This window comes from Rhodococcus parequi, assembly GCF_046042785.1.
Lineage (GTDB): Bacteria > Actinomycetota > Actinomycetes > Mycobacteriales > Mycobacteriaceae > Prescottella > Prescottella parequi.
The window spans coordinates 87164-111271 of record NZ_JBDLNV010000003.1 but is presented as its reverse complement, the minus strand read 5'-3'; the positions used below and the strand labels follow the sequence as shown (position 1 = coordinate 111271).

General features: G+C 69.6%; 23 protein-coding genes and 1 tRNA gene. 11 read left to right on the top strand and 13 right to left on the bottom strand.

The window, feature by feature from the left end; all coding sequences use genetic code 11:
- The first annotated feature begins 20 nt into the window (after positions 1–20).
- The 3 genes from metG to ABEU20_RS08745 all read left to right on the top strand — a co-directional run bounded on the left by metG (position 21) and on the right by ABEU20_RS08745 (position 4305).
- Entirely contained in the window at positions 21–1607 is a 1587-nt protein-coding gene (metG, locus tag ABEU20_RS08755; protein WP_420164033.1) for a methionine--tRNA ligase, read from the top strand.
- Between the two features lie 45 nt (positions 1608–1652).
- Positions 1653–2906, top strand: coding sequence for a DUF2786 domain-containing protein (locus ABEU20_RS08750; protein WP_420164032.1), 1254 nt, complete (start codon positions 1653–1655; stop codon positions 2904–2906).
- Between the two features lie 88 nt (positions 2907–2994).
- Positions 2995–4305, top strand: coding sequence for an aminodeoxychorismate synthase component I (locus ABEU20_RS08745; protein WP_420164031.1), 1311 nt, complete (start codon positions 2995–2997; stop codon positions 4303–4305).
- On the opposite strand, the gene ABEU20_RS08740 is transcribed toward ABEU20_RS08745, so the two are convergent.
- Complete coding sequence (locus tag ABEU20_RS08740; protein ID WP_420164030.1) at positions 4226–8293, bottom strand: nSTAND1 domain-containing NTPase; 4068 nt, start codon at positions 8291–8293, stop codon at positions 4226–4228. The genes ABEU20_RS08745 and ABEU20_RS08740 overlap by 80 nt on opposite strands.
- 293 nt (positions 8294–8586) lie before the next feature.
- Here ABEU20_RS08740 and ABEU20_RS08735 point away from each other — a divergent pair, with 293 nt between their 5' ends.
- Complete coding sequence (locus ABEU20_RS08735; RefSeq protein ID WP_420164029.1) at positions 8587–8760, top strand: hypothetical protein; 174 nt, start codon at positions 8587–8589, stop codon at positions 8758–8760.
- Positions 8761–8808: 48 nt separating this feature from the next.
- Here ABEU20_RS08735 and rsmI read toward each other — a convergent pair whose 3' ends face one another.
- Entirely contained in the window at positions 8809–9639 is an 831-nt protein-coding gene (gene rsmI, locus ABEU20_RS08730) for a 16S rRNA (cytidine(1402)-2'-O)-methyltransferase (protein WP_420164028.1), read from the bottom strand.
- A gap of 2 nt (positions 9640–9641) precedes the next feature.
- On the opposite strand from rsmI, the gene ABEU20_RS08725 reads away from it, so the two are divergent.
- Positions 9642–11222, top strand: a complete 1581-nt coding sequence (locus tag ABEU20_RS08725; RefSeq protein ID WP_420164027.1) for a dolichyl-phosphate-mannose--protein mannosyltransferase — start codon at positions 9642–9644, stop codon at positions 11220–11222.
- A 71-nt stretch (positions 11223–11293) separates the two neighbouring features.
- Positions 11294–12337, top strand: a complete 1044-nt coding sequence (locus tag ABEU20_RS08720; protein WP_420164026.1) for a phosphatidylinositol-specific phospholipase C domain-containing protein — start codon at positions 11294–11296, stop codon at positions 12335–12337.
- 12 nt (positions 12338–12349) lie between these two features.
- Here the strand turns inward: ABEU20_RS08720 and ABEU20_RS08715 are convergent, their stop codons facing one another.
- The 4 genes from ABEU20_RS08715 to ABEU20_RS08700 form a co-directional block, all read right to left on the bottom strand.
- Positions 12350–13906, bottom strand: a complete 1557-nt coding sequence (locus tag ABEU20_RS08715) for a BCCT family transporter (RefSeq protein ID WP_420164025.1) — start codon at positions 13904–13906, stop codon at positions 12350–12352.
- A gap of 83 nt (positions 13907–13989) precedes the next feature.
- Positions 13990–14418 (bottom strand): DoxX family protein, encoded by a 429-nt coding sequence (locus ABEU20_RS08710; RefSeq protein WP_420164024.1) that lies wholly within the window; start codon positions 14416–14418, stop codon positions 13990–13992.
- 45 nt (positions 14419–14463) lie between these two features.
- Positions 14464–14823, bottom strand: coding sequence for a GntR family transcriptional regulator (locus ABEU20_RS08705; RefSeq protein WP_420164023.1), 360 nt, complete (start codon positions 14821–14823; stop codon positions 14464–14466).
- Positions 14824–14874: 51 nt separating this feature from the next.
- Positions 14875–15558 (bottom strand): SDR family oxidoreductase, encoded by a 684-nt coding sequence (locus ABEU20_RS08700; protein ID WP_420164022.1) that lies wholly within the window; start codon positions 15556–15558, stop codon positions 14875–14877.
- Positions 15559–15639: 81 nt separating this feature from the next.
- Between ABEU20_RS08700 and arsC the strand changes: the two genes are divergently transcribed.
- A complete protein-coding gene (gene arsC / locus ABEU20_RS08695) occupies positions 15640–15996 on the top strand; it encodes an arsenate reductase (glutaredoxin) (protein ID WP_420164021.1) in 357 nt (118 codons plus the stop codon).
- A gap of 11 nt (positions 15997–16007) precedes the next feature.
- Here the strand turns inward: arsC and ABEU20_RS08690 are convergent, their stop codons facing one another.
- The gene (locus tag ABEU20_RS08690; RefSeq protein ID WP_420164020.1) at positions 16008–17234 is read right to left on the bottom strand and encodes an arginine deiminase; all 1227 of its coding nucleotides are present in this window, start codon (positions 17232–17234) and stop codon (positions 16008–16010) included.
- A gap of 90 nt (positions 17235–17324) precedes the next feature.
- On the opposite strand from ABEU20_RS08690, the gene soxR reads away from it, so the two are divergent.
- Positions 17325–17786 carry a redox-sensitive transcriptional activator SoxR gene (gene soxR, locus ABEU20_RS08685; RefSeq protein ID WP_420164019.1) on the top strand — a complete coding sequence of 154 codons (462 nt, stop codon included), beginning with the start codon at positions 17325–17327 and terminating at the stop codon, positions 17784–17786.
- An 11-nt stretch (positions 17787–17797) separates the two neighbouring features.
- On the opposite strand, the gene ABEU20_RS08680 is transcribed toward soxR, so the two are convergent.
- Genes ABEU20_RS08680 through ABEU20_RS08670 form a run of 3 tightly spaced genes read right to left on the bottom strand, consistent with a single transcriptional unit; the run spans position 17798 to position 20161 of the window.
- A complete protein-coding gene (locus ABEU20_RS08680; RefSeq protein ID WP_420164018.1) occupies positions 17798–18307 on the bottom strand; it encodes a DUF2505 domain-containing protein in 510 nt (169 codons plus the stop codon).
- A 22-nt stretch (positions 18308–18329) separates the two neighbouring features.
- Entirely contained in the window at positions 18330–18956 is a 627-nt protein-coding gene (locus ABEU20_RS08675; RefSeq protein ID WP_420164017.1) for a response regulator, read from the bottom strand.
- On the bottom strand, positions 18953–20161 hold the full coding sequence (locus tag ABEU20_RS08670) for a sensor histidine kinase (RefSeq protein ID WP_420164016.1): 1209 nt from the start codon (positions 20159–20161) through the stop codon (positions 18953–18955). The genes ABEU20_RS08675 and ABEU20_RS08670 overlap by 4 nt, the downstream gene beginning before the upstream one ends.
- Positions 20162–20289: 128 nt before the next feature.
- On the opposite strand from ABEU20_RS08670, the gene ABEU20_RS08665 reads away from it, so the two are divergent.
- The gene (locus tag ABEU20_RS08665) at positions 20290–21357 is read left to right on the top strand and encodes an ABC transporter permease (RefSeq protein ID WP_420164015.1); all 1068 of its coding nucleotides are present in this window, start codon (positions 20290–20292) and stop codon (positions 21355–21357) included.
- Positions 21358–21384: 27 nt separating this feature from the next.
- The gene (locus tag ABEU20_RS08660; RefSeq protein WP_420164014.1) at positions 21385–22077 is read left to right on the top strand and encodes an ABC transporter ATP-binding protein; all 693 of its coding nucleotides are present in this window, start codon (positions 21385–21387) and stop codon (positions 22075–22077) included.
- Here the strand turns inward: ABEU20_RS08660 and ABEU20_RS08655 are convergent.
- The gene (locus tag ABEU20_RS08655; RefSeq protein ID WP_420164013.1) at positions 22061–22900 is read right to left on the bottom strand and encodes an SDR family oxidoreductase; all 840 of its coding nucleotides are present in this window, start codon (positions 22898–22900) and stop codon (positions 22061–22063) included. The genes ABEU20_RS08660 and ABEU20_RS08655 overlap by 17 nt on opposite strands.
- A 148-nt stretch (positions 22901–23048) precedes the next feature.
- Positions 23049–23192: a hypothetical protein gene (locus ABEU20_RS08650; RefSeq protein ID WP_022594568.1), complete on the bottom strand. Its 144-nt coding sequence runs from the start codon at positions 23190–23192 to the stop codon at positions 23049–23051.
- A 235-nt stretch (positions 23193–23427) separates the two neighbouring features.
- On the opposite strand from ABEU20_RS08650, the gene ABEU20_RS08645 reads away from it, so the two are divergent.
- Positions 23428–23844: a helix-turn-helix domain-containing protein gene (locus tag ABEU20_RS08645; protein WP_420164012.1), complete on the top strand. Its 417-nt coding sequence runs from the start codon at positions 23428–23430 to the stop codon at positions 23842–23844.
- 96 nt (positions 23845–23940) lie between these two features.
- On the opposite strand, the gene ABEU20_RS08640 is transcribed toward ABEU20_RS08645, so the two are convergent.
- Positions 23941–24013 (bottom strand) — tRNA-Ala (locus tag ABEU20_RS08640).
- Between the last annotated feature and the right edge of the window lie 95 nt (positions 24014–24108).

The window sequence follows — 24108 nt, the reverse complement described above, 5'->3', positions numbered from 1 at the left end:
GTCGATAGAGTAGGCGCACCATGACTGTGCCTTCCTCGCCCAACCAGATGCCTGCCCCGACGGATCGTCCGCCGTTCTATCTGACGACGGCGATCGCGTACCCCAACGGCGTCCCGCACATCGGACACGCCTACGAGTACATCTCGTCGGACGCGATTGCGCGCTTCAAGCGCCTCGACGGTTTCGACGTGTTCTTCATGACCGGCACGGACGAACACGGCCTGAAGATGCAGCAGACGGCGGCCAAGGAAGGCATCGACGTCCGCGACCTCGCGACGCGCAACTCCGACGTGTTCCAGGCCATGGACAAGGTGCTGAACATCTCGTACGACCGTTTCATCCGGACCACCGACGCCGACCATCTCGAGGCCAGCAAGGCGATCTGGGAGCGGATGGTCGCGGCCGGCGACATCTACCTCGACACCTACTCGGGCTGGTACTCCGTCCGCGACGAGGCGTTCCACGCCGAGGAGGAGACGACGGTCCTCGAGGACGGCACCCGGATCGCCACCGAGACCGGCACGCCGGTCGAGTGGACCGAGGAGTCGAACTACACCTTCCGGCTGTCGAAGTACCAGGATCGCCTGCTCGCGCACTACGAGGAGAACCCGGACTTCATCGCGCCGGCCACGCGCCGTAACGAGATCCTGAGCTTCGTCAAGAGCGGGCTCAAGGACCTGTCGATCTCGCGCACCACGTTCGACTGGGGTGTTCCGGTGCCCGGCGATCCCGCGCACGTCATGTACGTGTGGGTGGACGCGCTCACCAACTACCTCACCGGCGCGGGCTTCCCGAACACCGAGTCCGCGGAGTTCGAGCGGTACTGGCCCGCGAGCCTGCACATCATCGGCAAGGACATCACGCGGTTCCACACCGTGTACTGGCCGGCCTTCCTGATGTCCGCGGGCATCGAGCTGCCCGAGCGGGTCTTCGTGCACGGCTTCCTGTTCAACAAGGGCGAGAAGATGTCGAAGTCGGTCGGCAACGTCGTCGACCCGCTGGCGATGGTGGAGCAGTACGGCCTCGACGCCGTGCGCTTCTTCCTGCTGCGCGAGATCTCGTACGGCCAGGACGGCAGCTACAGCCACGAGGCGATCGTCACCCGGATGAACACCGACCTCGCGAACGAACTGGGCAACCTGGCCCAGCGGTCGCTGTCGATGGTCGCGAAGAACTGTGACGCGCAGGTGCCGACGCCGGGTGAACTCACCGACGCCGACCGCGCGCTGCTCGCGCAGGCCGACGCGCTGCTCGCGAAGGTGCGCGCCGAGTTCGACGTGCAGGCGCTGCACCTCGGGCTCGAGGCGATCTGGCACGTGCTCGGCGAGACCAACCGGTACTTCTCGCAGCAGGAGCCGTGGGTGCTGCGCAAGACCGATCCGGCCCGCATGGCCACGGTCCTGTACGTGACGCTCGAGGTGGTCCGCATCGTCGGCCTGCTGGTCCAGCCGGTGATGCCGGACTCGGCCGAGAAGATCCTCGACCTGCTCGGGCAGGCGCCCGACGCCCGTGCTTTCGCGGACATCGCGAACCGCATCGTCGCAGGTACGCCGCTACCGAAGCCGGTGGGCGTGTTCCCGCGGTACGTCGAGGAGACCGAGGCGTAACCGTCGCTCCTGAAGTTGTCGGCCCCCTCGTGCACACTGTCACGCATGGGGAGCAATAGAACATACTTTCGAACGCGAGACGCTTTCGATCGGTTCGGATGCCCACCGCCGCCCCGGCAGCGGTCGGCAGCCGGACTCGTGAGCGCGCTGGCCGACGCGTACGAGCGCGGCTGGCAGCCCGCCGATGTCCTGCACGTGACACGGCGGGCGCTCGGCGCCGCCACCGCGCCCACCGCGGCCGCCGCCCTGCTGTTCCATGCGCACGCCACCGAGGCGCACTTCCGGGCGCCCCGGGAATGGCGCGAACAACTCGAGCAGATCGCCGACCGCGAACCCGAGGCCGCCCGGTTCGCCGACGGTCTGCCGCCCCGTTGCACGCCCGACGACTTCGGGGCCGCCCTGGACGCCGCGAACTGGCAGATCGGTGTCCGCGACTGGGTCGCGCTCTCGGTGCACTGGCTCGAGCTACCGCGATTGACGTACCTGTGCGATCCGCCGTCGAGGTGGCCGGAGCGGCGCGACGATTCGGCGGCATCTCCGCGCGAGACCGGTGGCGGCAGTGCCGATGGGGGCAGTGCCGATGGGGGCAGTGCCGATGTCGACCCGAAACTCCTGGGCCGGATCCGCGGGCTGCTGGCCAAGGCCGAGGCCACCGAGTTCGTCGAGGAGGCCGAGACGTTCACGGCCAAGGCGCAGGACCTCATGACCCGCTACGCGATCGGTGCGGCGCTGCTGCACGGCGCCGACGCCCCCGGGTCGAGCACGATTCGCAGTCGCCGCATCCACCTGGACAGCCCGTACGTCCGGGAGAAGGTGCATCTGCTGACGGCGATCGGCGAGGCCAACCGCGCCCGCACGGTGTGGTTCGACCGATTCGCGATCGCGACCGTGGTCGGCGACCCCATCGACCTGCGGCAGATCGATCTGCTGTTCATGTCGCTGCTGGTCCAGGCGACCCGGGCGATGCACGAGGCCGGGGCCCGCTCACCCGCCGACTCGCGCACGGCGTCGTTCCGCAAGGCGTTCCTGTTCGGGTTCGCGGTGCGGATCGGTCAGCGCCTCAAGGAGGCCGACAGCCGCGCGACCGCGGAGACCGCGGTGGACGCGGACGTGCGGATCGACGACCTGCTGCCGGTGCTGGCCGCGCGGTCCGCCGCGGTCGATGCGGAGTTCGAGCGACTCTTCCCGAGCACCCGGGCGGCCCGCAGCAGATCCGTCGACGCGCACGGCTGGAACGCCGGGCAGACGGCCGCCGACGGGGCGTCGCTCGCGCCGGGCGAACGGGCGATCGCGCGATGAGCCAGCGGCCACACCTCGGGTGCCGACCGGATGCACGTCACCGCGGACCGATGTCGTTGCAGGCCCCACAGCATGGAAAGCTGGACCAATGCGGATCGAGCGGATCGGAGACGGTGGCAGCGCCGCCGACGTGCTCCGCGCACTGGCTCGGCGGGCTCGCTCGCGGAAGCTGGCACCGCCGGCCGGCCTGATCGGAAACTGGTTCGACGCCGCCGCCGTTCTCGCGCCCAGTGTGCGCGCCACACCGCACGACGCCCGAGCCGCCTTCACGGTGCCGCGGCGCGACGCCGGACCGGAGATCAGCACCACCGGTCCGGTCATCGGCGGTCCAGTCATCGGCGGTGGGTGGATCGGCTACCGTGCCTACCCGGACCGAACCGGAGCCCTACCCGAGGCCGCGGGCGGTTGGACCGATCATGTTCTACGGCTGGACGACTCGGGTTGCTGGTGGTTCGAGAGCCTGATCGATCGTCCGTGTCCCGACGACCTGGTACACATCGTCCGGCGCCCCGACGCCGCCCTCGGCCCGTGGCACATCGACTGGACCACCCCGGACCGGCACGCCCACCGGCGCGGCGTCGAGGACTGTCTCGACGCCATCGCCCGCGGCGACGTCTACCAGGCGTGCGTGTGTGCCCGTTTCCACGGGACCAGTTCGGGCCGCCCGGTCGACTTCTTCACCGATGCGGTCGACCGGACCCGGCCCAGCCGGGCCGGGTTCGTGCAGGGTCGGTGGGGTGCGGTCGCCTCGCTGTCCCCCGAACTGTTCCTGTCGCGCCGCGGCGGCACCGTCACGTCCAGCCCCATCAAGGGCACCCTTCCCCTCGGCGAAGACCCTGTGCGCCTGCGGAACTCGGTCAAGGATGTCGCAGAGAACGTGATGATCGTCGACCTCGTCCGCAACGACCTGGGCCGCGTGGCCGACGCGGGTTCGGTCAAGGTGACCGACCTGTTGCGGGTCAAGCCGGCCCCGGGCGTGTGGCACCTGGTCTCGACCGTCACCGCCGACGTCTCGGACCGGGTCAGCGCCGCGGACCTGCTCGACGCAGCGTTCCCGCCCGCCTCGGTGACCGGGTGTCCCAAGCATTCGGCGCGGGCGCTGCTCCGCTCGTGGGAACCGGACCCCCGCGGCGTCTACTGCGGCGCCGTCGGAATGCACAGCCCCCTGGCGGGACTCGAACTGAATGTCGCGATCCGCACGGTCGAGTTCGACGCGGCCGGCCGCGTCGGCCTCGGAGTCGGCGGTGGAATCACCATCGACTCCGACCCCGATGCCGAATGGCAGGAGTGCCTGGACAAGGCGTCGAGCATCGTCACGCTCACCGCGTCGCGCACGCTCCCCGACCGGACTCCGGCATCTCGAAATGCGCCGGCCGATCCTGTGTCAGCTCCGAGGTAGCCGCACAGATCCGGTCGGTGACGGGGTCCTCGTCGAGACGCCACGTCCGAAGCACGCCGTCACCACCGCCCGCGATCACCGTGTCGGTCTGCGGCAGGAACGCGACCTGCCACCGCCCGGTCCCGATGGTGGTGAGCGGGCCGCCGACCTCCTCGGACTCCCCCGCGCCGTCGATGTTCCACAGCCGCACCGAGCCGTCGTCGCTGCCACTGACCACGTGGGTGCCGTCACCGCTGAACGCGACGCTGTACACCGTCCCGGTGTGTCCGCGCAGCGGCACCGGGCGCGGCGTGAAGCCACCGTCGGCGTCGCGGTCCCACAGTACGAGGGTGTGGTCGTCGCTGGCGGTGACCAGGGTGTCTCCGTCCGGATCGAACGACAGGGCGTTGACGCCGCCGTCGTGCCCGCCGGCACGGATCGGAAGCGGCGACGGCTGCGCCGGTGAGGACACGTCCCACGCATAGATGTCGCCGTCCGCGCCGGCCGCGACCAGCACGTCACCGTCGGGACCGAAGGCGGCGCTGCGCACCAGGTTCCGTGGCCCGGTCAGGCGTTCGCCCACTCGCACGGGGTTACGCGGATCCTGGACGTCCCACAGTGCGACGGTGAAGTCGTCGTCGCCGATCGCGAGGGTCCGGCCGTCCGGGCTGAACGCCATCTCCCACGTGAACCGCGTCGCCGTCACGATCGGCGGCCCCAGCGGCGCCGGGCGTGCCGGATCGGCGACGTCCCACAGCTGCACGTGGCCGCCCGACGTCTGGGTGGTCGCCAGGACCTTTCCGTCCGGCGACAGCTCCGCGACGTTGCCGCCGCCCAACGGCCGCGGCAGCTCGATCGAGCCGACCCGGTCCATCGCGCCGCCCGCCGACACCCTCCACAACCGCACCTGCGCGTCGTATCCCGCGGTCACCACCGTCGAGCCGTCGCTGTCGATCGACGGCAGGGTCAGCGACGCGTCCGACACCGGCACCGTCCCCGACGGCAGCGTCCACATCCGCACGATCGAATCCTGGCCGCCGGTGACGATCGTCGTTCCGTCCGGCGAGAGGGCGAGTGCGGGGACGCCGCCGCCGTTGCCGCTGAGCGCGGGCCGCAGTTCGTGCACCGCGCGCGTCGCCGGATCGACCGACCACAACTTCGCGGTGCCGTCCCAGGACGCACTCGCCAGTGTCGTCCCGTCGGGACCGAAGGCGATCGTCCAGATGCCACCCGTGTGGGCCTGTAGCGGGGCCCCCACCTGGCGGACGTCCTGGAGGTCCGTCGAATCGAAGACCCGGATCATGCCGTCGTCGCTGCTCGCGGCCAGGGTGGTGCCGTCGGGACTGAACGACACCGAGTGCGCGACGTCGTCGAAGCCGGTCAGGTCCCGCCCCACCTGCACCGGCCGCCCGAGGTCGGCTATGTCCCACACCCGGACCGTGCGGTCGTCGCTCGACGTCGCCAGCACCGTGCCGCCGCGGAAGGACACGGTGCGCACCGCGCCGGAGTGCGCCCGCAGCGTGGTGGCGGGGAACTGCCCGGAGTCGGGGTTCGTGGTGTCGAACAGCGTCACGGTGCCGTCGTCGTGCGGGACCGCCAGCAGTCGGCCGTCGGGGCTGAACCGCACGTTGTGCACTGCACCGGGCGCGGTCCGCAGTCCCGACATCAGTGCCCGCGGCGCGGCCCGGTCGCTGACGTCCCAGATCCACATGGTCCCGTCGCCGCCGCCCGCGGCGAGGAGGTGCCCGTCGGGGCTGAACGACACCGACGCCATGTACTGGTCCGGACCGGTCAGCTCGCCGCCGATCGGCGTCGGGGCCGACCGGTCCGTGAGGTCCCACAATCGCACCGACCGGTCATCGCTCGCGGATGCGAGGGTCCGGCCGTCGGCCGAGAACGCGACGCCGTAGACAGGTCCGCTGTGGCCCTTCAGGCTCCGGGAGATCGGGGTGTTCTCGGTGGCGACCAGTCGGGAGAACGCGTCGTCGTTGCCCGGCCGCATGCGCCACGCGGCGAGCGACAGCTGCGCGGACGTCGTCGGATCGCTCTCCCGTAGGGCGTCGGCGAGCGCGACCACCTGCTGGAACTGCGCGGCACTGCGCTCGTCCTCGGCCCGCGACTTCGCGGCCAGCGCCATCGCCCCCATCGCGACGGCGACCACGGTCGACAGCGCCAGCGCGGTCATGACGGTGCGCTTGCGCCACGTCTGACGACCCACCTGCCGAACCGACGCCTCCAGGAAGTCCACGGCCGCGGGCGTCAGCGTCGCCGCGACAGCCTCGACACCCGGCTGATCCGCCGGGGACCTGTGATCGGCCTGCTTCTCCGCGTGCTCGGTCAGCAAGTCGAGCCGGCCGCGGTGGTACAGCAGGCTGTTGTTGCGGTCGGCGTCCTCCCAGTGGACCGCGTCCGTCTCGATCTGCTGACGCAGCGCCGAGTAGGAGCGGTCCTCCTGGATCCACGCCCTGAGCCGCGGCCACGTGTAGATGACCGCGTCGTGGATGAGTTCGACCGCGTCACCGTCCGCCACCAGCACCCGGGCATTGACGAAGTGGTCGACGACGCGGCGACCGGCACCGGTGTCGGACCCCTCGAGCGCGACGAGCTGCGGAACGGTCCGGCGGATCTTGACGTCGGTGCCGGTGCTCGTGACGTAGACGAGGTGCACGAACATCGCCCGTGCCAGAACGCGGCCGCGTTCGTCGAGTTGCTCCCACGCGCGCTCGGCGGCGGCCGCGATGGACCCGCGCACCCCGCCGGTGGAGCGGTAGTTCGCGATGGTGAGCTGTCCCCCGCGGCGCCGCTCCCACATCGTGTCGAGCAGGTGCGATACCAGCGGGAGCACGGTGTCGCTGCCCTCGGACGGGTTGGGCGACGACGCGGTGAGGACACCGAGATCGTTGAGGATGAGGTCCACCAGGCCGGGCTCGAGCTTGAGTCCGATCATGCGGGCCGGTTTCGTGATCACCTCGACGACGTCCTCACGCAGGAGCGGCGACACCGTCTTGCTGCGCTGCTCGAGGGCCCGTGCGAGCACCTTGTGCGTGAGCGCCTGCGGGTAGAAGTCAGATCGCATCGTCGCGACGACGGACGTCGTGTCGGTCGCGCCACCGCTGACCGGCGCCGTCGCGGCCATGTCGAGCAGCGCGAGGAAGTCCGCGCGCTCGTCGGCGTCGGAGCACTGCGAGAACAATTCCTCGATCTGGTCGACGACGATCAGGAGGTGGTGGGCGCCGAGCCGGTCCGCGGCGCGGGCCAGCGCGTCGTGGAGCTGTTCCGCGCTCGGCGACACCTCGGTCAGTTCGGGTACGGCGGTCCGCAGCGCCGCCAGCGGATGCGCGCCCGGCGCGAACACCACCGCCGCGAACGCGCGGCGCTCGCCGACCCGGTCGAGGGCACGCAACTGCGGGATCAACCCGGCCTGCACGAGCGACGACTTGCCGACGCCCGAGGCGCCGGTGACGATCACGATGCCCTTGCCCTGCGCGGCCTCGACGGCGGCGACGAGACCGTCGACGCTCTGGGTGCGCCCGAAGAACAGTCGCTCGTCCTTCTCCCGGTACGGCGCCAGCCCGCGATAGGGCCGCACGCCCGCCGGAAGCAACGTCGCAGGGGGCTCCCCGGCTCCGGACGCCGCGGGCTTCGTCGCGGGAGCGGAGCTGGCGTTGCGCCACCACGCCTCCCACTGCCGCATGGAGAACAATCCGTCGGTGGGCGGCGGACCTTCGTGCAGTGCCCGGGCCATTCGGATGAGGACCGCGAGCACGGGGCGGACCGACTCGAACGTCGCCGGCATCCGCTTGCCCGATCGCCAGTCGCTGATCCGCTGGACGGTGGCGGGCTTCTCCCCGCCGACCGAGCGGCCGAGAGTTGCCGCCTCGGTGACGACCTTCTTCAGCGGCGGGCCTCCGGCGGTCGCGAACAGCAACCGCATCTGGTCGGCGAACATCAACCGAGCCGCCGCGCCCGACCGTTCCGCGTCGCTCTGGGCCTCACTGTCCGCTGTCATCGCGCTGGTCGTTCCTTCCGTGTCGCGGGCCGCGGCATTCCACCGGGTCCACCCCGATCTCCGCGCTCTGCGGCCCCTGCGGATTCCGCTGCGGAATTATTCCTCACCGCCCGCGAACAGGGATGATAGCTCGTCTTGCGAACCATCCAGTTCGTCCGTTCCGCCGAATGCGGCAAAGTCGACGTCGACACACAAGGGCCCTGCGCCAAGCGGCGCTGCGACCGGTGGGGGTTGGAGAAATCCACGAGGGGTATCCCCTGCCGGGTGCAGCGTCCACGGAGGAGGAACTCGGAATGATCGCGAAGGCGGCCAAACTGACGGCGAAGACACCGCCGGCTGTCGGGGCAGGTTTGGTCATCGCCGCGACCGTGGGCCTGATGGTGCTGTTGGGTGCGGCCCCCGCCGATGCGGTCGCTGCCCCGCCGGGTGGCGCTCCGGTTTCGACCGGAGCGCCCACCCCCGGGTAGCCGCTCGTCGGGGGTCGGCGGGAACCGCGTTCCCAGCGCCCGGAGGTGTCAATCCTTCCGGGACGCCAGTACGGTCTCGTACAACTCGCGCTTCGACACGCCCTCGGTGGCGACCTGAGCGCACGCGTCCTTCAGTCTCACTCCGTCCGCGACGAGTCGCTCGACCTCGCCGACCAGATCCTCCGGATCCGCCGCCACCGGCTGCGCGCCCTCGAGTACCACCGTGATCTCGCCGCGCGCCCCCTCGACGGCCCACTCCGCGAGTTCCGCCAGAGTGCCGCGACGGACTTCCTCGTACGTCTTCGTCAGTTCCCGGCACACCGCCGCGCGTCGGCTCCCGCCGAGCACCTCCACCGCGTCCGCGAGGGACGCCGCCAGTCGGTGCGGCGCCTCGAAGAAGACACACGCCCGCGGCTCGGTCTTCAGCGTCTGGAACCACGCGCGCCGCTGCCCCTGCTTGCGGGGCGGGAAGCCGTCGAAGCAGAAACGTTCCACTGGCAGCCCGGACAGCGCGAGCGCCGTGGTGACCGCCGACGGGCCGGGCAGGCACGTCACGGGCAGGTCCTTCTCGACACAGGCCGCCACCAACCGGTATCCGGGATCGCTCACGGACGGCATGCCGGCATCGGTGACGAGCAGCACGGTCCGGCCCTCCTCGACATCGGCGACGAGGACCGGCAGCCGGGACACCTCGACCTGGTCGTAGAAGCTGACGACTCGACCGGTGATCGTGACTCCGAGGGCCGCGGCGAGCGCCTTGGTGCGGCGGGTGTCCTCGGCGGCCACGACGTCGGCCGATCCGAGGGCGGTGCGCAGGCGTTCGGAGGCATCACCGATGTCCCCCATGGGAGTTGCGGCGAGGACGAGGCGACCAGTCATGGATGACAGCCTACGATCGACACGTGACCCAGCTGACGGACGAGCACCCCGCGCCCTCGTCCGGCGGACCCCGAACCGTCAGCCCGGTTCCGACCGCCCCGCCCCCGGACTTCGGTCCGACCGACCGCCGGCGCGGCTGGATCGCGACGCTCGTGGTCACCGCGCTCGCCGCGATCACACGGTTCGTGATGCTGAACTATCCGACCGACGCGGGCACCCCGGTCTTCGACGAGAAGCACTACGTGCCGCAGGGGTGGCAGGTCCTCACCGGCGGTGGGCTCGAGGACAACCCCGGCTACGGACTGGTGGTGCATCCGCCGGTCGGCAAACAGCTGATCGCGATGGGCGAGGCGCTGTTCGGCTACAACGCGTGGGGCTGGCGGTTCGCGTCGGCCGTCGCCGGGACGATCCTGGTGCTGCTGGTGATGCGGATCGTCCGGCGCATGACCCGATCGACGCTGATCGGCACGATCGCCGGCGTCCTGCTGATCGTCGACGGCGTCACCTTCGTCTCCTCCCGCCTCGGAATGCTCGACATCTTCCTCGCCCTGTTCACCGTCGCGGCGCTGGGTTGCCTCGTCGTCGACCGGGACCAGGTGCGCGAGCGGATGGCCCGGGTGCGGGCGGAGGGACGTATCGGGGTCACCGAGTTCGGCCCGCGGCTGGGCGTGCGGTGGTGGCGATTCGGCGCCGGCCTCATGCTCGGTCTCGCGTGCGGCACCAAGTGGTCCGGCATGTACTTCATCGCGTTCTTCGGCCTGCTGTGCGTCGGATACGACATCGCCGCCCGCCGCGCGTACGGGGTGCGGCGGCCGTGGGTCGGCACCGCGATCCGCGACATCGTGCCGTCGCTGTACGCGCTCGTCGTGGTGCCGTTGATCGTGTACCTCGGCACGTACGGGGCGTGGTTCGCGAGCGAGACCGGTGTCGACCGGCACGCCGCCGGCAATCAGATCGGCACCGGCGGCCCGTTCTCGTTCGTGCCCGAGGCGCTTCGGTCACTGTGGTACTACAGCGCCAAGGTGCTCGAGTTCCATTCGGGCCTGACCAATTCGGCGGGCAACCACCATCCGTGGGAGTCGAAGCCGTGGACGTGGCCGATGGGCCTGCGCCCGATGCTGTACTACTTCGCCGAGGGCGAGCACGTGTCCGGCTGCGGCGGACCCAGCTGCGTCAAGGCGGTGATGCTGATCGGCACGCCCGCGATGTGGTGGCTTGCGGTGCCGGTTCTCGGCTGGGCGCTGTGGCGCACGTTCGTCAGCCGCGACTGGCGCTACGCGACGGTGCTCACCGGCTACGCTGCCGCGCTGCTGCCGTGGTTCGTGACGCTGGACCGCCAGATGTACTACTTCTACGCGGTCGCGCTGGCCCCGTTCTTCGTGATGGCGATCGCGCTGATCCTCGGCGAGATCCTCGGCGCCGCCAGGGCTTCGGCCGAGAGGCGCGGCACCGGGCTGCTGGCGGTGTGTCTCTACGTGGGCCTGGTGGTCGCGAACTTCGTGTGGCTGTGGCCGATCCTGACCGCTGTGCCGATCACCCCGGAGATGTGGCAGCAGCAGCTGTGGTTGCCGAGCTGGCGCTGATCCGCCGCCACCGGTGACCGCTTCTCCGCGAAACGCCCCACACCACTCTCCCCGTGGGTAGCGTGCTGCGAATGTCCAGAACGTCCGTGATCGCGGCGATCGCGCTCGCCGTGTCGGCCCTGTCGGTACCCGCGACGGCACATGCCGATTCCGGCGGTACGGCGCCGGCCCTGTCCGACGTGACGTCGGTCGGCGTCCACAACACGTTCGAGAAGCACCGCTATCCGTTCCTCGCCGACGCCCTCGATGCCGGCGCGGGTCTGATCGAGCTGGACGTGTGGACCAACGCGGCGGGTCCGGATTGGCGGGTGTCGCATTCGAACCCGATCGCCAACGACAACAACTGTGCGGGCGCGACCTCGGCCGACCGGCTACGGACCGGGCCGCGCGACCAGTTCCTGAGCGGCTGCCTCGACGACCTGCGCACGTGGCACGACGCCCACCCGGACCACCCGCCGGTGGTGGTGAAGGTCGAGATGAAGGACGGATTCACCCCGCCGTTCGGACGTGGTCCGCGCGAGTTCGACGCCCTGGTCCGCAGCCGGCTCGGCGACGCCGTCTTCGGCCCGGCCGATCTCCTGGCGCACGGCGGTCCGTCCGCGGCGACGCTCGACGACGCCGTCCGCACCGCGGGTTGGCCCGCTGCCCGGGAGCTGCGCGGCAGGTTCCTCGTGGAACTGATCCCGGGCACCGTGCAGGAGAACAACCCGCTCGACACGTGGTGGATCGACCGCGCGTACGCGACGCACCTGTCGGATCTGGCGCGGGTCGGCGCCCTGGGCCTGGCGAGTGCGTTCCCCGCGGTGCACCGGGCACAGGCGGGCGACCCGCGGCTGCGGTACGACGCCGCGCTGCGGCCGTGGTTCGTGGTGTTCGACGTGGACGCCACGGACTTCGTCGGCGGCGACTCCGACACCGGGTGGTACCGCGACAACGGCTATCTGGTCGTCGTCACCGATGCGCACAAGGTGTTCCCGACGCTCGACCCGGTCGCGCCGTCCGAGGCGGACGCCCGGGCCCGGGTACTCGACCTCGCCGGCCGCTCGGCGTCCGTCGTCTCCACCGACTGGACGTCCCTTCCACAGATCCTGTCGATGGTCACCGATCGCGGCTGACGAGCGCGGGCGTCACGTCCAGCGCCGCAGCGCCCGCGACGACAGACGTCGCTCCTTGCGTTCGGCGAGGATCATCGGATCGCGGGACAGATCCCGGTACAGCGAGACGCACAGGCCGATCATGACGAGCACGAACGGTGCTGCGGCGATGATCGTCATCGTCTGCAGGCCGTTGAGTGCGTCGGCACCGCCGGTCCAGAGGATGAGCGCGGCGACCCCGCCGGTGAGCAGTCCCCAGAAGACGACCACCCAGCGGGCCGGCGCGAGGGCACCGCGTTGCGACAGGGTGCCCATCACCATCGAGGCCGCGTCGGCGCCCGAGACGAAGAAGATCGCGACCAGCACCATCACGAGCACGGTGGAGATCCCGAACAGCGGCAGGTGCTCGAGCATTCCGAACAGTTGGCTCTCGGTGGTGTCCCGTCCGGCCAGGTCGACGCCCTCGCTCTGCTCGTTGATCCCGGCACCGCCGAACACCGAGAACCACAACAGGCTGACCAGGCTCGGAATGAGGATCACACCGATCACGAACTCGCGGATGGTGCGCCCCCGACTGATCCGTGCGAGGAACATCCCGACGAACGGTGTCCACGAGATCCACCACGCCCAGTAGAAGATGGTCCACGACGACAGCCATTCGGCGGTCGCGGGATTGCTCGACGCTGCGGTGCGCGCGGACATCGCGGCCAGGTCGGCGGCGTAGTTGCCGATCGTGGTGGGAATCAGATTGAGGATCAGTACCGTCGGCCCGAGTACGAACACGAAGACCGCGAGCGCGAGGGCCAGGACCATGTTGATGTTCGACAGCCACTGAATGCCCTTGGCCACACCGGAGACCGCCGACGCGACGAAGGCGAGGGTCAGTACCGCGACGACGGCGACCAGCAGGAAGGTACCCACCTCCCCCATCCAGCCGATCACCTCGAGCCCGGAACCGATCTGCAGGGCGCCCAGGCCGAGCGATGCCGCGGTGCCGAACATGGTCGCGAAGATCGCGAGGATGTCGATGACCCTGCCGATCGGACCTTGACTGCGCCGGCCGAGCAGCGGGAAGAACGCCGCGCTGATCAGCTGCGGGCGGCCCCGCCGATATGTGCCGTACGCGATGGCGAGTCCCATCACCGCGTAGATGGACCACGGATGCAGGCTCCAGTGGAACATCGTGGTCGCCATCGCCGTACCGACTCCGCCGTCGGTGCCGGGCGGCGGCGTCACGAAGTGCGCGAGCGGTTCCGCGACGCCGAAGAACATCAGGCCGATGCCCATACCGGCGCTGAACATCATCGCGATCCAGCTGACCGTCGTGAACTCGGGCTTCTCGCCGTCCTTCCCGAGCGGGACCCGGCCGTACTTACTCGCGGCGATCCACAGGATGAAGACGACGAACGACGACGCGGCGATGACGAACAGCCAGCCCATGTTGGTGACCAGCCAGTCGAGCATGTCGCCGGTGATCGATTCGAGGTTGTCGGGCGCAGCGAGCCCCCAGACCACGATCGCGGCGACTGCGCTCGCGGCCACGCCGAACACCACCCGGTCGGTTCCGGACAGCTCGCGTGCGCCTGCCATTCCTCAAACGGTGCTCACTCTCGCGGCCAAAAGCAAGCACCCGGAGCCCGCCGTGGCGAGTCCCGGGTGCGCGCGGATCGGTGTCAGGACGCGGACAGCACCCGCGACTTCCTGCCGACCACGGCGTCGACGCTGAACCGACCGGCCCCGACCCCCGCGATCAGCAGCGACGCGACTCCGAGCGCCAGGACCAGTTCGTAGCCGCCGTCGCCGACGAAGATGCCGTTGCCGACGTGCACGATGAAGAACGCGCCGAGCATGTTCAGGAACAGCAGGCCGCCGGCGATGCGGGTGGCGAATCCGACGAGCAGGGCGATGCCGCCGACCAGTTCGATCGTCGCGGCCACGATCGCCGAGACGTCGGCCAGCGGGACGTCCATGCCGGCGAAGGCGGCCTGGGTGCCGTCGATGCCCCAGGTGGAGAACTTCTGCCATCCGTGCGCAATGAAGATCACGCCGATGCCGATACGGGCGATGAGCAGGCTGACGTCGCGGAATGCGGTGGAGTTCATGAGGCCACCCTGACACATATTAGGTTGAAGCGTCAACCTAATTGCTCAGGCGCCCTCGAGCGCACTCCCCACGAACGCCGCCGCGTCCTCGTCCGAGATTCCCAGCCGACGGATCACGCGGACGTACTCGGTCGCGGCCTTCTGCGCCTCGGCCCGCGTCGGGTCCCCGGACGTCGCGACGAACGACCCGAGCCGCCCCCGGGTTTCGATGACCCCGAGCTGCTCGAGTTCGCGATAGGTCCGGGCGACCGTGTTGGGCGCGATGTGGAGCTGGGACGCCAGGCCACGAACCGTCGGGATCTTGGTACCGGCCACGAGCCGCTCGGACTTCACGAGTTCGAGGATCTGCGTGCGCAACTGCTCGAACGGCGGCGTCGACGACGCATGGTCGATCTCGATGTCCACGACTTCCCTTCCTGCCCGTCACGGTTCCGCCGCAGCGAAGCGCGCGTGAATTCACGGTAACGCGGCGACGGCGTCCTCAACGGAAAACGAACCCTCGGTGAGCATCAACGTGCGCCCCACCGCCCGGGGCCGGCCGTCCGCGTCCGTCCCGAGCAACGCCGCGATCACCGCCGCGACATCGCCTCGCGGCACCGTGCCCCGCTCGAGCGGCGGTTCGGTGAGCGCGACCTCGCCGGTCGGATCGTCGTCGGTGAGTCCCCCGGGCCGCAGGATCGTCCAGTCGAGGCCGTCCCGGCGTTTCAGGTCCTCCTCCGCGGCCGTCTTCGCCTCGAGGTACGCCACGAACCCGTCGTCGGTGCCGTCGGGAATCGGCTCGCCGGCACCGAACGAGCTGATCTGCACGAATCGCCGCACGCCGGCCCGTTCGGCGGCGTCGGCCAACAGGACCGCGGCGCCCCGATCGACGGAGTCCTTCCGGGCAGCGCCGCTTCCCGGCCCGGCGCCCGCCGCGAACACGACCGCGTCCGCACCGCGGACGACGTCCACCACGTCGTCGACGGACGCGTGTTCGAGGTCGATGACCACCGGCAGCGCCCCGAGTGCCTGCACCGGCCCCACGTGGTCGGGGTTACGGATCAGCGCCACCGCGCGGTCCCCCGACGCGGTCAACTCCTTGATCAGATGTCTGGCGATCTTGCCGTGCCCTCCGGCGATGACGATGCGTCGATCGGTCATGTCCAAGACTCCTCACGTCGGTTTCGTGACTCGCTCGTATGCATGCTCCCTCACCCATTGTCCCCGTGCAGAATGGCAGGCATGGCTGGTACCGCAAAGAACGCAACGATCTATCACAATCCCCGCTGCAGCACGTCGCGGAACACGTTGAAGCTCATCGAGGAAGCCGGCCTCGAGCCGACCGTCGTCAAGTACCTCGAGACGCCACCGTCGCGCGACGGTCTGCGCAAGCTGCTCGACGACGCCGGCCTGCGCCCGAGCGAGGCGATCCGGACCAAGGAGGCCGTCTACAAGGAACTCGGTCTCGCGACCGCCTCCGAGGACGAACTACTCGACGCGATGGTCGACAATCCGATCCTCATCGAGCGCCCCATCGTCGTGACCGACCGTGGCACCGTGCTGGCGCGGCCGTACGAGAAGGTGCGCGAGATCCTCTGATCGGGCGATCGTCAGGGCAGCGGATCGCGCGCGATCGGGCACGACATGCAGCGCGGTCCGCCCCGCCCGGACCCCAACTCGGAGCCGGAGATTCGGAGCACCTCGATGCCCGACGCCTCCATCCGCGCGTTGGTCTCGACATTGCGCTCGTAGGCCACCACGACACCTGGCGCGAGCGCGAGCGTGTTGTTGCCGTCGTCCCACTGTTCCCGCTCGGCGGTCACGTGATCGAGTCCGGTGTCGATCACCCGCAGCTTGCCGATCCCCATTGCGGCCGCGGCTGCTTCGAGGAACGGTTCCGGACCACCGATCCGGGCGGTGCCATCCTCGCTGCGAATCGTGAAGGCCGACAGCGTTTCCCGCACCGCCGGGTACATGACGACCGCATCGGTGTCCACCATCGTCAGCACGGTGTCCAGATGCATGGACGCCCGCCTCTGCTCGATCGGCACGGCGAGCACGGTGTGCGCGAGCCCGTCTTCGAAGACACTGCGCGCCAACGCTTCCGCACCGGCCGGCGTGGTCCGCTCCCCGACACCGACGGCGATCACACCCGGCGACAGGAGTAGTACATCGCCGCCCTCCACCGGGGCGGTGTGCGATTCGTAGGCTCGCCGCACGCCGCGGAAACGCGGGTGATGCGCGTAGATGAGGTCGGTGAGCGACGCCTCGCGCACCCGGGCCGGTAGCGCGAGGGTCGTGATCGCGACACGCCCGCCCACCCAGAACGACGAGTCCCGCGTGAACAACAGGTTCGGCAACGGGTCGATCACGAAGTCGCCGCCGTGGTGCATCAACCGGACCAGCGACGGCGTCGCGGCGCCGGTCCCGATCGGCAACTCGTCGAAGGTCATCCCGGCGGTGAGGACGTCCGCCAGATCGGCCGCGGGAATGCCCCGCAGGTGCGCGGCGAGATCCTGTGCGAGCACATGCCCCAGTTTGCGTGGATCGACGGCGGCCGAGATGCCCTGCATCCGCGCCGCACCGCTGGTGGTGAGCGTCTCGGCCAAGAGGTCGGCGAGGAGCAGGACCTCGACGCCGCGCCCACGCAGTACGTCGGCGAACGCGTCGTGCTCGTCCTGCGCGCGGTCCAGCCAGGGCAGGCCGTCGAAGAGCAGTTGGTCGTTGTTACGGGGGGTCAGCCTGCGGAGTTCGTCGCCGGGGCGGTGCAGCAGCACCGTGCGCAGCGCTCCCACCTCGGTATCCACACCCGGCTTCGACGATTCCCGCAGGCTCATGCGTAAACGGTAGTCCCGCGCGCGCCGGACGGCACACCGTCCCAATCCTCGAGTATTGTCGAGGTTGCCGCAGCGAGAAGGGCCGAGGTCGTGGACATGCCGGAATGGAACACCAGGGAACTCACGCCCGGACAACTGTCCGAGCGCAGCGGGGTCGCGGTGTCGGCACTGCACTTCTACGAGCGTGAAGGCCTCATCTCGAGCCGCCGGACCAGCGGCAACCAGCGCCGCTACAAGCGGGATGTGCTGCGCCGGGTCGCGTTCGTCCGGCTGTCGCAACGCGTCGGGATCCCCCTGGCCGAGATCCGTGACGCGCTGTCGACTCTCCCGGACGGCCGCACCCCCACCCGCAGCGACTGGGCGCGGCTGTCGAGTCGCTGGCACGCCGATCTGGACCGGCGGATCGAACAGCTCACCCGACTGCGGGACGACCTCACCACCTGCATCGGGTGCGGATGCCTGTCGCTGGCCAGTTGCACCCTCGCGAATCCGCACGACGAGCTGGGCACCGACGGCCCCGGCGCGCGCGTCATCGACGTCGAGATCGACTGACCCGCACGCGGTCAGCCGCCGTCGGTGAGCCGGCGCAGCAACTCTTCGCGGTCCCGCGCCACCATCTGGCCCACCATCTGGCGCGCGAGCGCCTCGATGCTGCCACCGATCACGGGGATCTTCGCCGTGATCGTCCCACTCACCGCGAGCAGCGCCCCACTCCCCAGCGGACTCAGGTCGTAGTCGCCGGCGATCGCGACGGGTATGCCGGTCGAAGCGCCCTCGACGCGTCCGGACGCCCGGCCGTCGTCGACGGGCCTCCACATGTCGATGCGCTGCATGCGCATCTCCCCGCGAACGACTTTGCGCACCAACGACGGAAAGTTGCCGGGATCGACCGTCTCGGTCATCGTGACCGTCACGAGCGGAGACCCGTCGTGGTCGGCGGATTCGAGCACCTCCACCGTTCCGCCGGAACCGGGCGCGAGACGCGAGCGCCAGTACCCCTCGTCGGTGAGCAGGGCGTGCACACTTTCGACCGGATATTCGAACTCGGCCGAGAACTCGAAACGCTTCGGCATGCGTCGGACGCTACCCGACGGATCAGGCGATCACGCCCCGTTCGCGGGCAGCCGCGACCGCCGCCGTCCGGCTGTCGACGCCGAGCTTCGTGAACGCGTGCACCAGATGGGACTTGACGGTGGCCTCGCTCACGAACAACTGCTTCGCGATCGCCCGGTTCGACAGCCCCTGCGCCACCAGATCGAGAACCTCGACCTCGCGAGCACTCAACTCCACCCTCGGCTGTTGCATCCTGCGGTAGAGCCGTTGCGCCACATCAGGATCGAGCACCGTGTCACCTCGCGCCGCCGCGAAGACGGACTCGATCAGCACTTCCGGCGCCGTGTCCTTGAGCAGGTATCCGGAGGCGCCGGCCTCGACCGCACGCAGGATGTCGGCATCGGTGTCGTACGTCGTGAGCACGACCACCCGCGGTGGATCGGTGACCGCCGTGATCTGCGCCGTCGCTCCGGCACCGTCCAGACCGGAGCCGAGCCGCAGGTCCATCAGCACGACGTCGGGTTTCGTAGTCGCAGCCAGCAGCACCGACTCCTCGCCCGACGTCGCCTCGGCCACCACCTCGACGCCGTCGTGCGACGCGAGCAGGGCCCGCAGCCCCGCCCGCACGACAGGATGGTCGTCCACCAACAGCACCCGAACGCCGCTCACAGCAGCCTCCCCACGGGAAGCGTTGCCGCGACGGCGGTTCCGTCACCCGGTGCGCTCTCCACGACCAACGTTCCTCCCAGTTCCGCGAGACGTTCGCGCATGGCCCGGAGACCGAACCCGCCGGCCTCCCGGGTATCGAAGCCGATCCCGTCGTCGACGACGTCCAGACGCACCTCGTCGGCCTCGTGCGTCAGTGTCACCCGCACCCGCTGGGCTCGCGAATGCAACCGCACGTTCGCGAGCGAGCTCTGGGCGACCCGCAGCAGCGCGACGTCGTAGTCCATCGGCAACGAGACGTCGTCGCCGTCGGTGCGCAGTTCGCCGACGATGCCGGTTTGGTCACCGAGCTGGGCCAGCAGACGCCGCAACGCCGATTCGAGGGGCGCCGATTCCAGGTCGGCCGGCGCGAGGGCCGCCACGACGCGCCGGGCCTCCACGAGATTTTCCTGTGCGGTCTCGGAGATCTGGTCGAAGATCGGGGCGGCGTCGTTGCCCCGCTGTCCTGCGCGGGCCAGCAGCAGGATCGACGAGAAGCCCTGCGCGAGCGTGTCGTGGATGTCCCGGGCGAGCCGTGAACGTTCCTCCAGCGCACCCGCTTCGCGCTGCAGAGCCACCAGTTCGTCCTGGGCGCCGAAGAGCTCTCGGTGCGCCTCGGTGAGCTCGTCGACCAGTAGTTGCCGCTCCGCGGCCTCGCGCACCAGTAGCTGGTACACCGTCGCCATGCCGGCCGCGACGGCCGCACCGATCAGCGGTCCGACGATCGACGGCACCGTCTCGGTCACCCCGTGCCACAGGCTCGCCGCGATCGCCACCGCTGTCAGCGCAACGGTCGCCCCGAACGCCTGCGGAATGGTGAGCAGATGGAAGCACAGGAAGAACAGCGCGAACACGAGCCACACGAAGTTGGAGTCCGCGATCACCAGCAGCAGCCAGCCGAGGACGAGGATGCCCAGCCACGAGCGCCCCGACGCCTTGTCGACGGTGCCACCGGCCCGGCCGCCGCGCGCGAAGAACACACCGCACCCGTACCAGACGAGCTCCGCGAGAGCGATCGCCACGATCCACCAGCTCGTGGCCCCCTCCGTGACGAGGACACGCCCGACACCGACCGCGAGCAGGAGCAGGAAGAGAGTGTGCGCACCGATCTGCATGGCGCGCAGTACCGGGGCGACACCGCCCGGGTGGTACGCGTCGGAGGTCTGCATTTCACTCACGCTAACACCGCCGATGTACCGCCGGCCGCCGTGAACCACGGAGTCCAACTTTCGATGGACCGGCGAAGTGAACCGATGCGCGATGCCCCGAACACCGGCTTTCCGCGACGCTGGATCACATGTTCCTCAGTATTCGAGATCTCCGCTTCGCCAAGGGCCGGTTCGCTCTCATGAGCTCGGCCCTGTTCCTGATCTCCCTGATGGTCGTCATGCTGTCGGGGCTGACCACGGGACTGGGCAACCAGTCGATCGCCGCCGTCGAGCACATCGGCGCCGACAACTTCGCCTTCGGCGAACCCGCCGAGGGCCAGTCGCTCTCGTTCGGCGAATCCACCGTGACCGAGCAGCAACGCGACGCCCTGGCCGCGACACCGGGTGTCGACGAGGCCGCCGTACTCGGCATCGCCCCGGTCCGGATCAGCACCGGCATCCGGGAGGTGGCCGCGTCCGCCTTCGGGGTCGACACCGGATCCTTCGCCGCCCCCGCCGCGCTCGACGGCACGTCCGCCGCAGTGGACGCCACCCTCGCGAAGGACAACGGCTGGGACGTGGGTAGCCGAATCTCCATCGGCGCCCGGACGTTCACGATCACCGCTCTCGTCGACGACTCCCTCTACAGCCACCAGCCCGTGGTGTGGATCGACCACGGGGCGTGGACGCAGCTGCCGTCCGCCGGCGGCAGCGACGGCACCGTCGTCGCGCTGCGCACGTCGGGTGAATTCGACGCCGCCGGCGCCGCCGCGGCGACCGGCACGTCGATCACCGACCGGAAGGGTGCGCTCGACGCGATCGGCTCGTACACGTCCGAGCGGGGCTCGCTGCTCCTCATGCAGGTGATGCTGATGACCGTCAGCGCTCTCGTGGTCGGCGCGTTCTTCACCGTCTGGACCATCCAGCGCAGTCAGGACCTCGCGGTCCTCAAGGCCGTCGGCGCCTCGACGAAATACCTGCTCAAGGATGCTCTCGGCCAGTCGCTGATCGTGCTCGTCCTCGGCGCCGGCCTCGGCAGCCTCGCCGCGGTGGGCCTGGGCGCGATCGCGGCGCAGGTCGTGCCGTTCACGCTGACCGTCTCCGGCACCCTGGTCCCGTTCGTAGCACTGATCGTGATGGGCATGGTGGGCGCGACCGCCGCCCTGGCCCGCATCGTCTCCATCGATCCGCAGGCCGCACTCGCGACCGCCCGCTGAGCCGACCGACCCCCGGAAAGGAATTCCATGAGCATCGAACTCCGCGACATCGTCCTCACCTACCCCGACGGCGACACCCGACTGCGCGCCCTCGACGACGTCAACCTCCACGTGGACCGCGGACAACTGGTCGCCGTCACCGGCCCGTCCGGATCCGGCAAGTCGAGTGTCCTCGCCGTCGCCGGCCTGCTGACCACGCCCGACTCCGGCACCGTGACGATCGACGGCACCGACGTCACAGGCCTCGACCGCGGCGCCCGAACCGACGTGCGGCGCGAGAAACTCGGCTTCGTGTTCCAGCAGTCGAACCTGCTGCCGTCCCTCACCGCGACCGAGCAACTGGAGATGATCACGCACCTGAACGGCGGCAAGGTCCGGGACAGCCGTCGCCGCGCCCGGGACCTGCTGGTCGGCCTCGGACTCGAGGGCCAGCTCGACCGGCGGCCGAACCAACTCTCCGGCGGACAGCGTCAGCGCGTCGCGATCGCCCGCTCGCTCGTGAACGATCCCGCGGTGCTGCTGGTCGACGAGCCGACGTCGGCGCTCGACGAGGAACGCAGCCGGGAGATCGTCGCGCTGCTGGCCGATCTGAGCCGCGAGCGATCCGTCGCGACGGTCATGGTCACCCACGACCTGAGCCAGCTCGACCTCGTCGACGCGGCATACGAGATGCACAGCGGCGCACTACGTCCGCGCGCGATCGCTACAGCAGTGCGCTGAACCGGTCGTTGGCCTTCTGCATCACGAACTCGTACGGCGGGGCGAACTTGCGGGCCCACCAGTAGCCGAAGCGGATGTCGGCCGACGTGTAGACCAGGAAACGGTTCTTCACGATCCCGGCGAGGATGCAGTCGGCCACCTTCTCGGGCGTGACGGCGTGCTTCTCGAATCGCCGGGTCAGCTTCCGCACCCGCGGGTCCTCGCGGTCGATGCCCGCGATCTGCACGGTCTCGACCAGCGGAGTCTTGACGCCTCCCGGAACCACCAGGCTCACCCCGATGCCGTGCCGCTTGAGGTCGAACCGGAGGACCTCCGACACCCCGCGCAGCCCGAACTTGCCGGCGCTGTACGCCGCATGCCAGGGCAGTGCGAGCAGCCCGGCCGCGGACGAGACGTTCACCAGGTGTCCCCCGCGCCCGGCCGCGATCATCGGCGGCACGAACCGCTCGATGATGTGGATGGGTCCCATGAGATTGACGTCGACCATCGACTTCCAGTGCCGGTGTTCGAGGTTCTCGACGGTGCCCCACGCGGAGATTCCCGCCACGTTCATGACGACGTCGAGGCTGCCGAACTCTTCGTGTACCTCGTCCGCGAACGCGGTGACGGCGTCGAAGTCGGTGATGTCGAATGCGCGCGCCGACAGCACCTTCCCGCCCGCGTCGCCGCACAGCGCGACGGTCTCCACCAGTCCGACCTCGTTGACGTCGGTGAGTACCAACTCGGCACCTCGGCGGGCCGCGGCGACAGCCGTCGCCCGCCCGATCCCGCTGGCCGCGCCCGTGACGAGACACTTCTTTCCGTCGAGCGTTCTGATCGCCATCGTCTGCAGATCCCCCACCTTCGCCGATCGGTTCGTCCGTCCCGGCAGTGTACGTCGCACACGCCACATCGGCGCCGATCCGAACGCCGGCGCGAGGCAGCGCGGAACGAACGCCTCGTGCGTCAGCGGCGTCGAGGCGTCAGGTTCCTCAGAGACGCTGCGCCATCTCGTCCTGATAGTCGCGGATCGTCCTCTCGATGCCGTCCGCGTCCTCGGGGCGCCCGTGGCTGCGGGCGTCGTCGGCCCGATCGCGCAGCACGCGAATCGCCCTGCGCAATTCGTTGTCGCTCATTCTGCGGTCCATGATCCAAGTCTCCCCGGTGCCGCCGGGGTTCGCCAGCCGATCCGAATTCGCCGCCGTGTGCCGGAAATGCCGGATAGGTATTCGAGCAACGATGAAGTTATTCACCGCATCTCACCATTCACTCGCGCCCCTTGTCCGCACCATTCCACGAAGTCGCCGAACGGATGACCAGTCAACGCTTTCGAGCTACCTGCGGGCTATCGCCGGTGCTACTATCGTCGCGATGTCTGATTTCGCCGCACGGCTGAACAAGCTCTTCGAGACCGTCCACCCACCTGGCCGGAAGCCGCACACCAACGCAGAAGTGGCGAATGCCCTCATCGCGGACGGCCACAAGATCTCCAAGCCGTACATCTCGCAGCTGCGCTCCGGTCAGCGGAGCAATCCGTCGGACGAGACCGTCGCCGCGTTCGCGAAGTTCTTCAAGGTCAAGCCGGCGTACTTCTTCAACGACATCTACGCCTCCAAGATCGATCACGACCTCGACCTGCTCAATCAGTTGCAGGGCTACGGCTTGCGCAGGCTCGCGACCCGCGCCTTCGATCTGTCCGAGGAGTCGCAGGCGCTGCTGACGACGCTGGCCGAGAAGCTGCGCGCGGCGGAGGGCCTGCCCGAGATCCCGCCGGACGCCTCACGCTGACCACGCGTTCGGCGGCGATGACAGAGTCATCCGCCGGCCGCTGTCGGCACAGACACCAAGAAGGCCCCCTCCCGAGGGAGGGGGCCTTCTTGTCGGTGGAGCTGAGGGGAATCGAACCCCTGACCTCTTCGATGCGAACGAAGCGCGCTACCAACTGCGCCACAGCCCCGAACCACGGTCCATCTTTCCCTGACCGCTCCGAAACTCTAACAGGCCGCGCCTCCGGATAACGAATCGGCTGGTCAGAGGCCACAATTCGCGTCC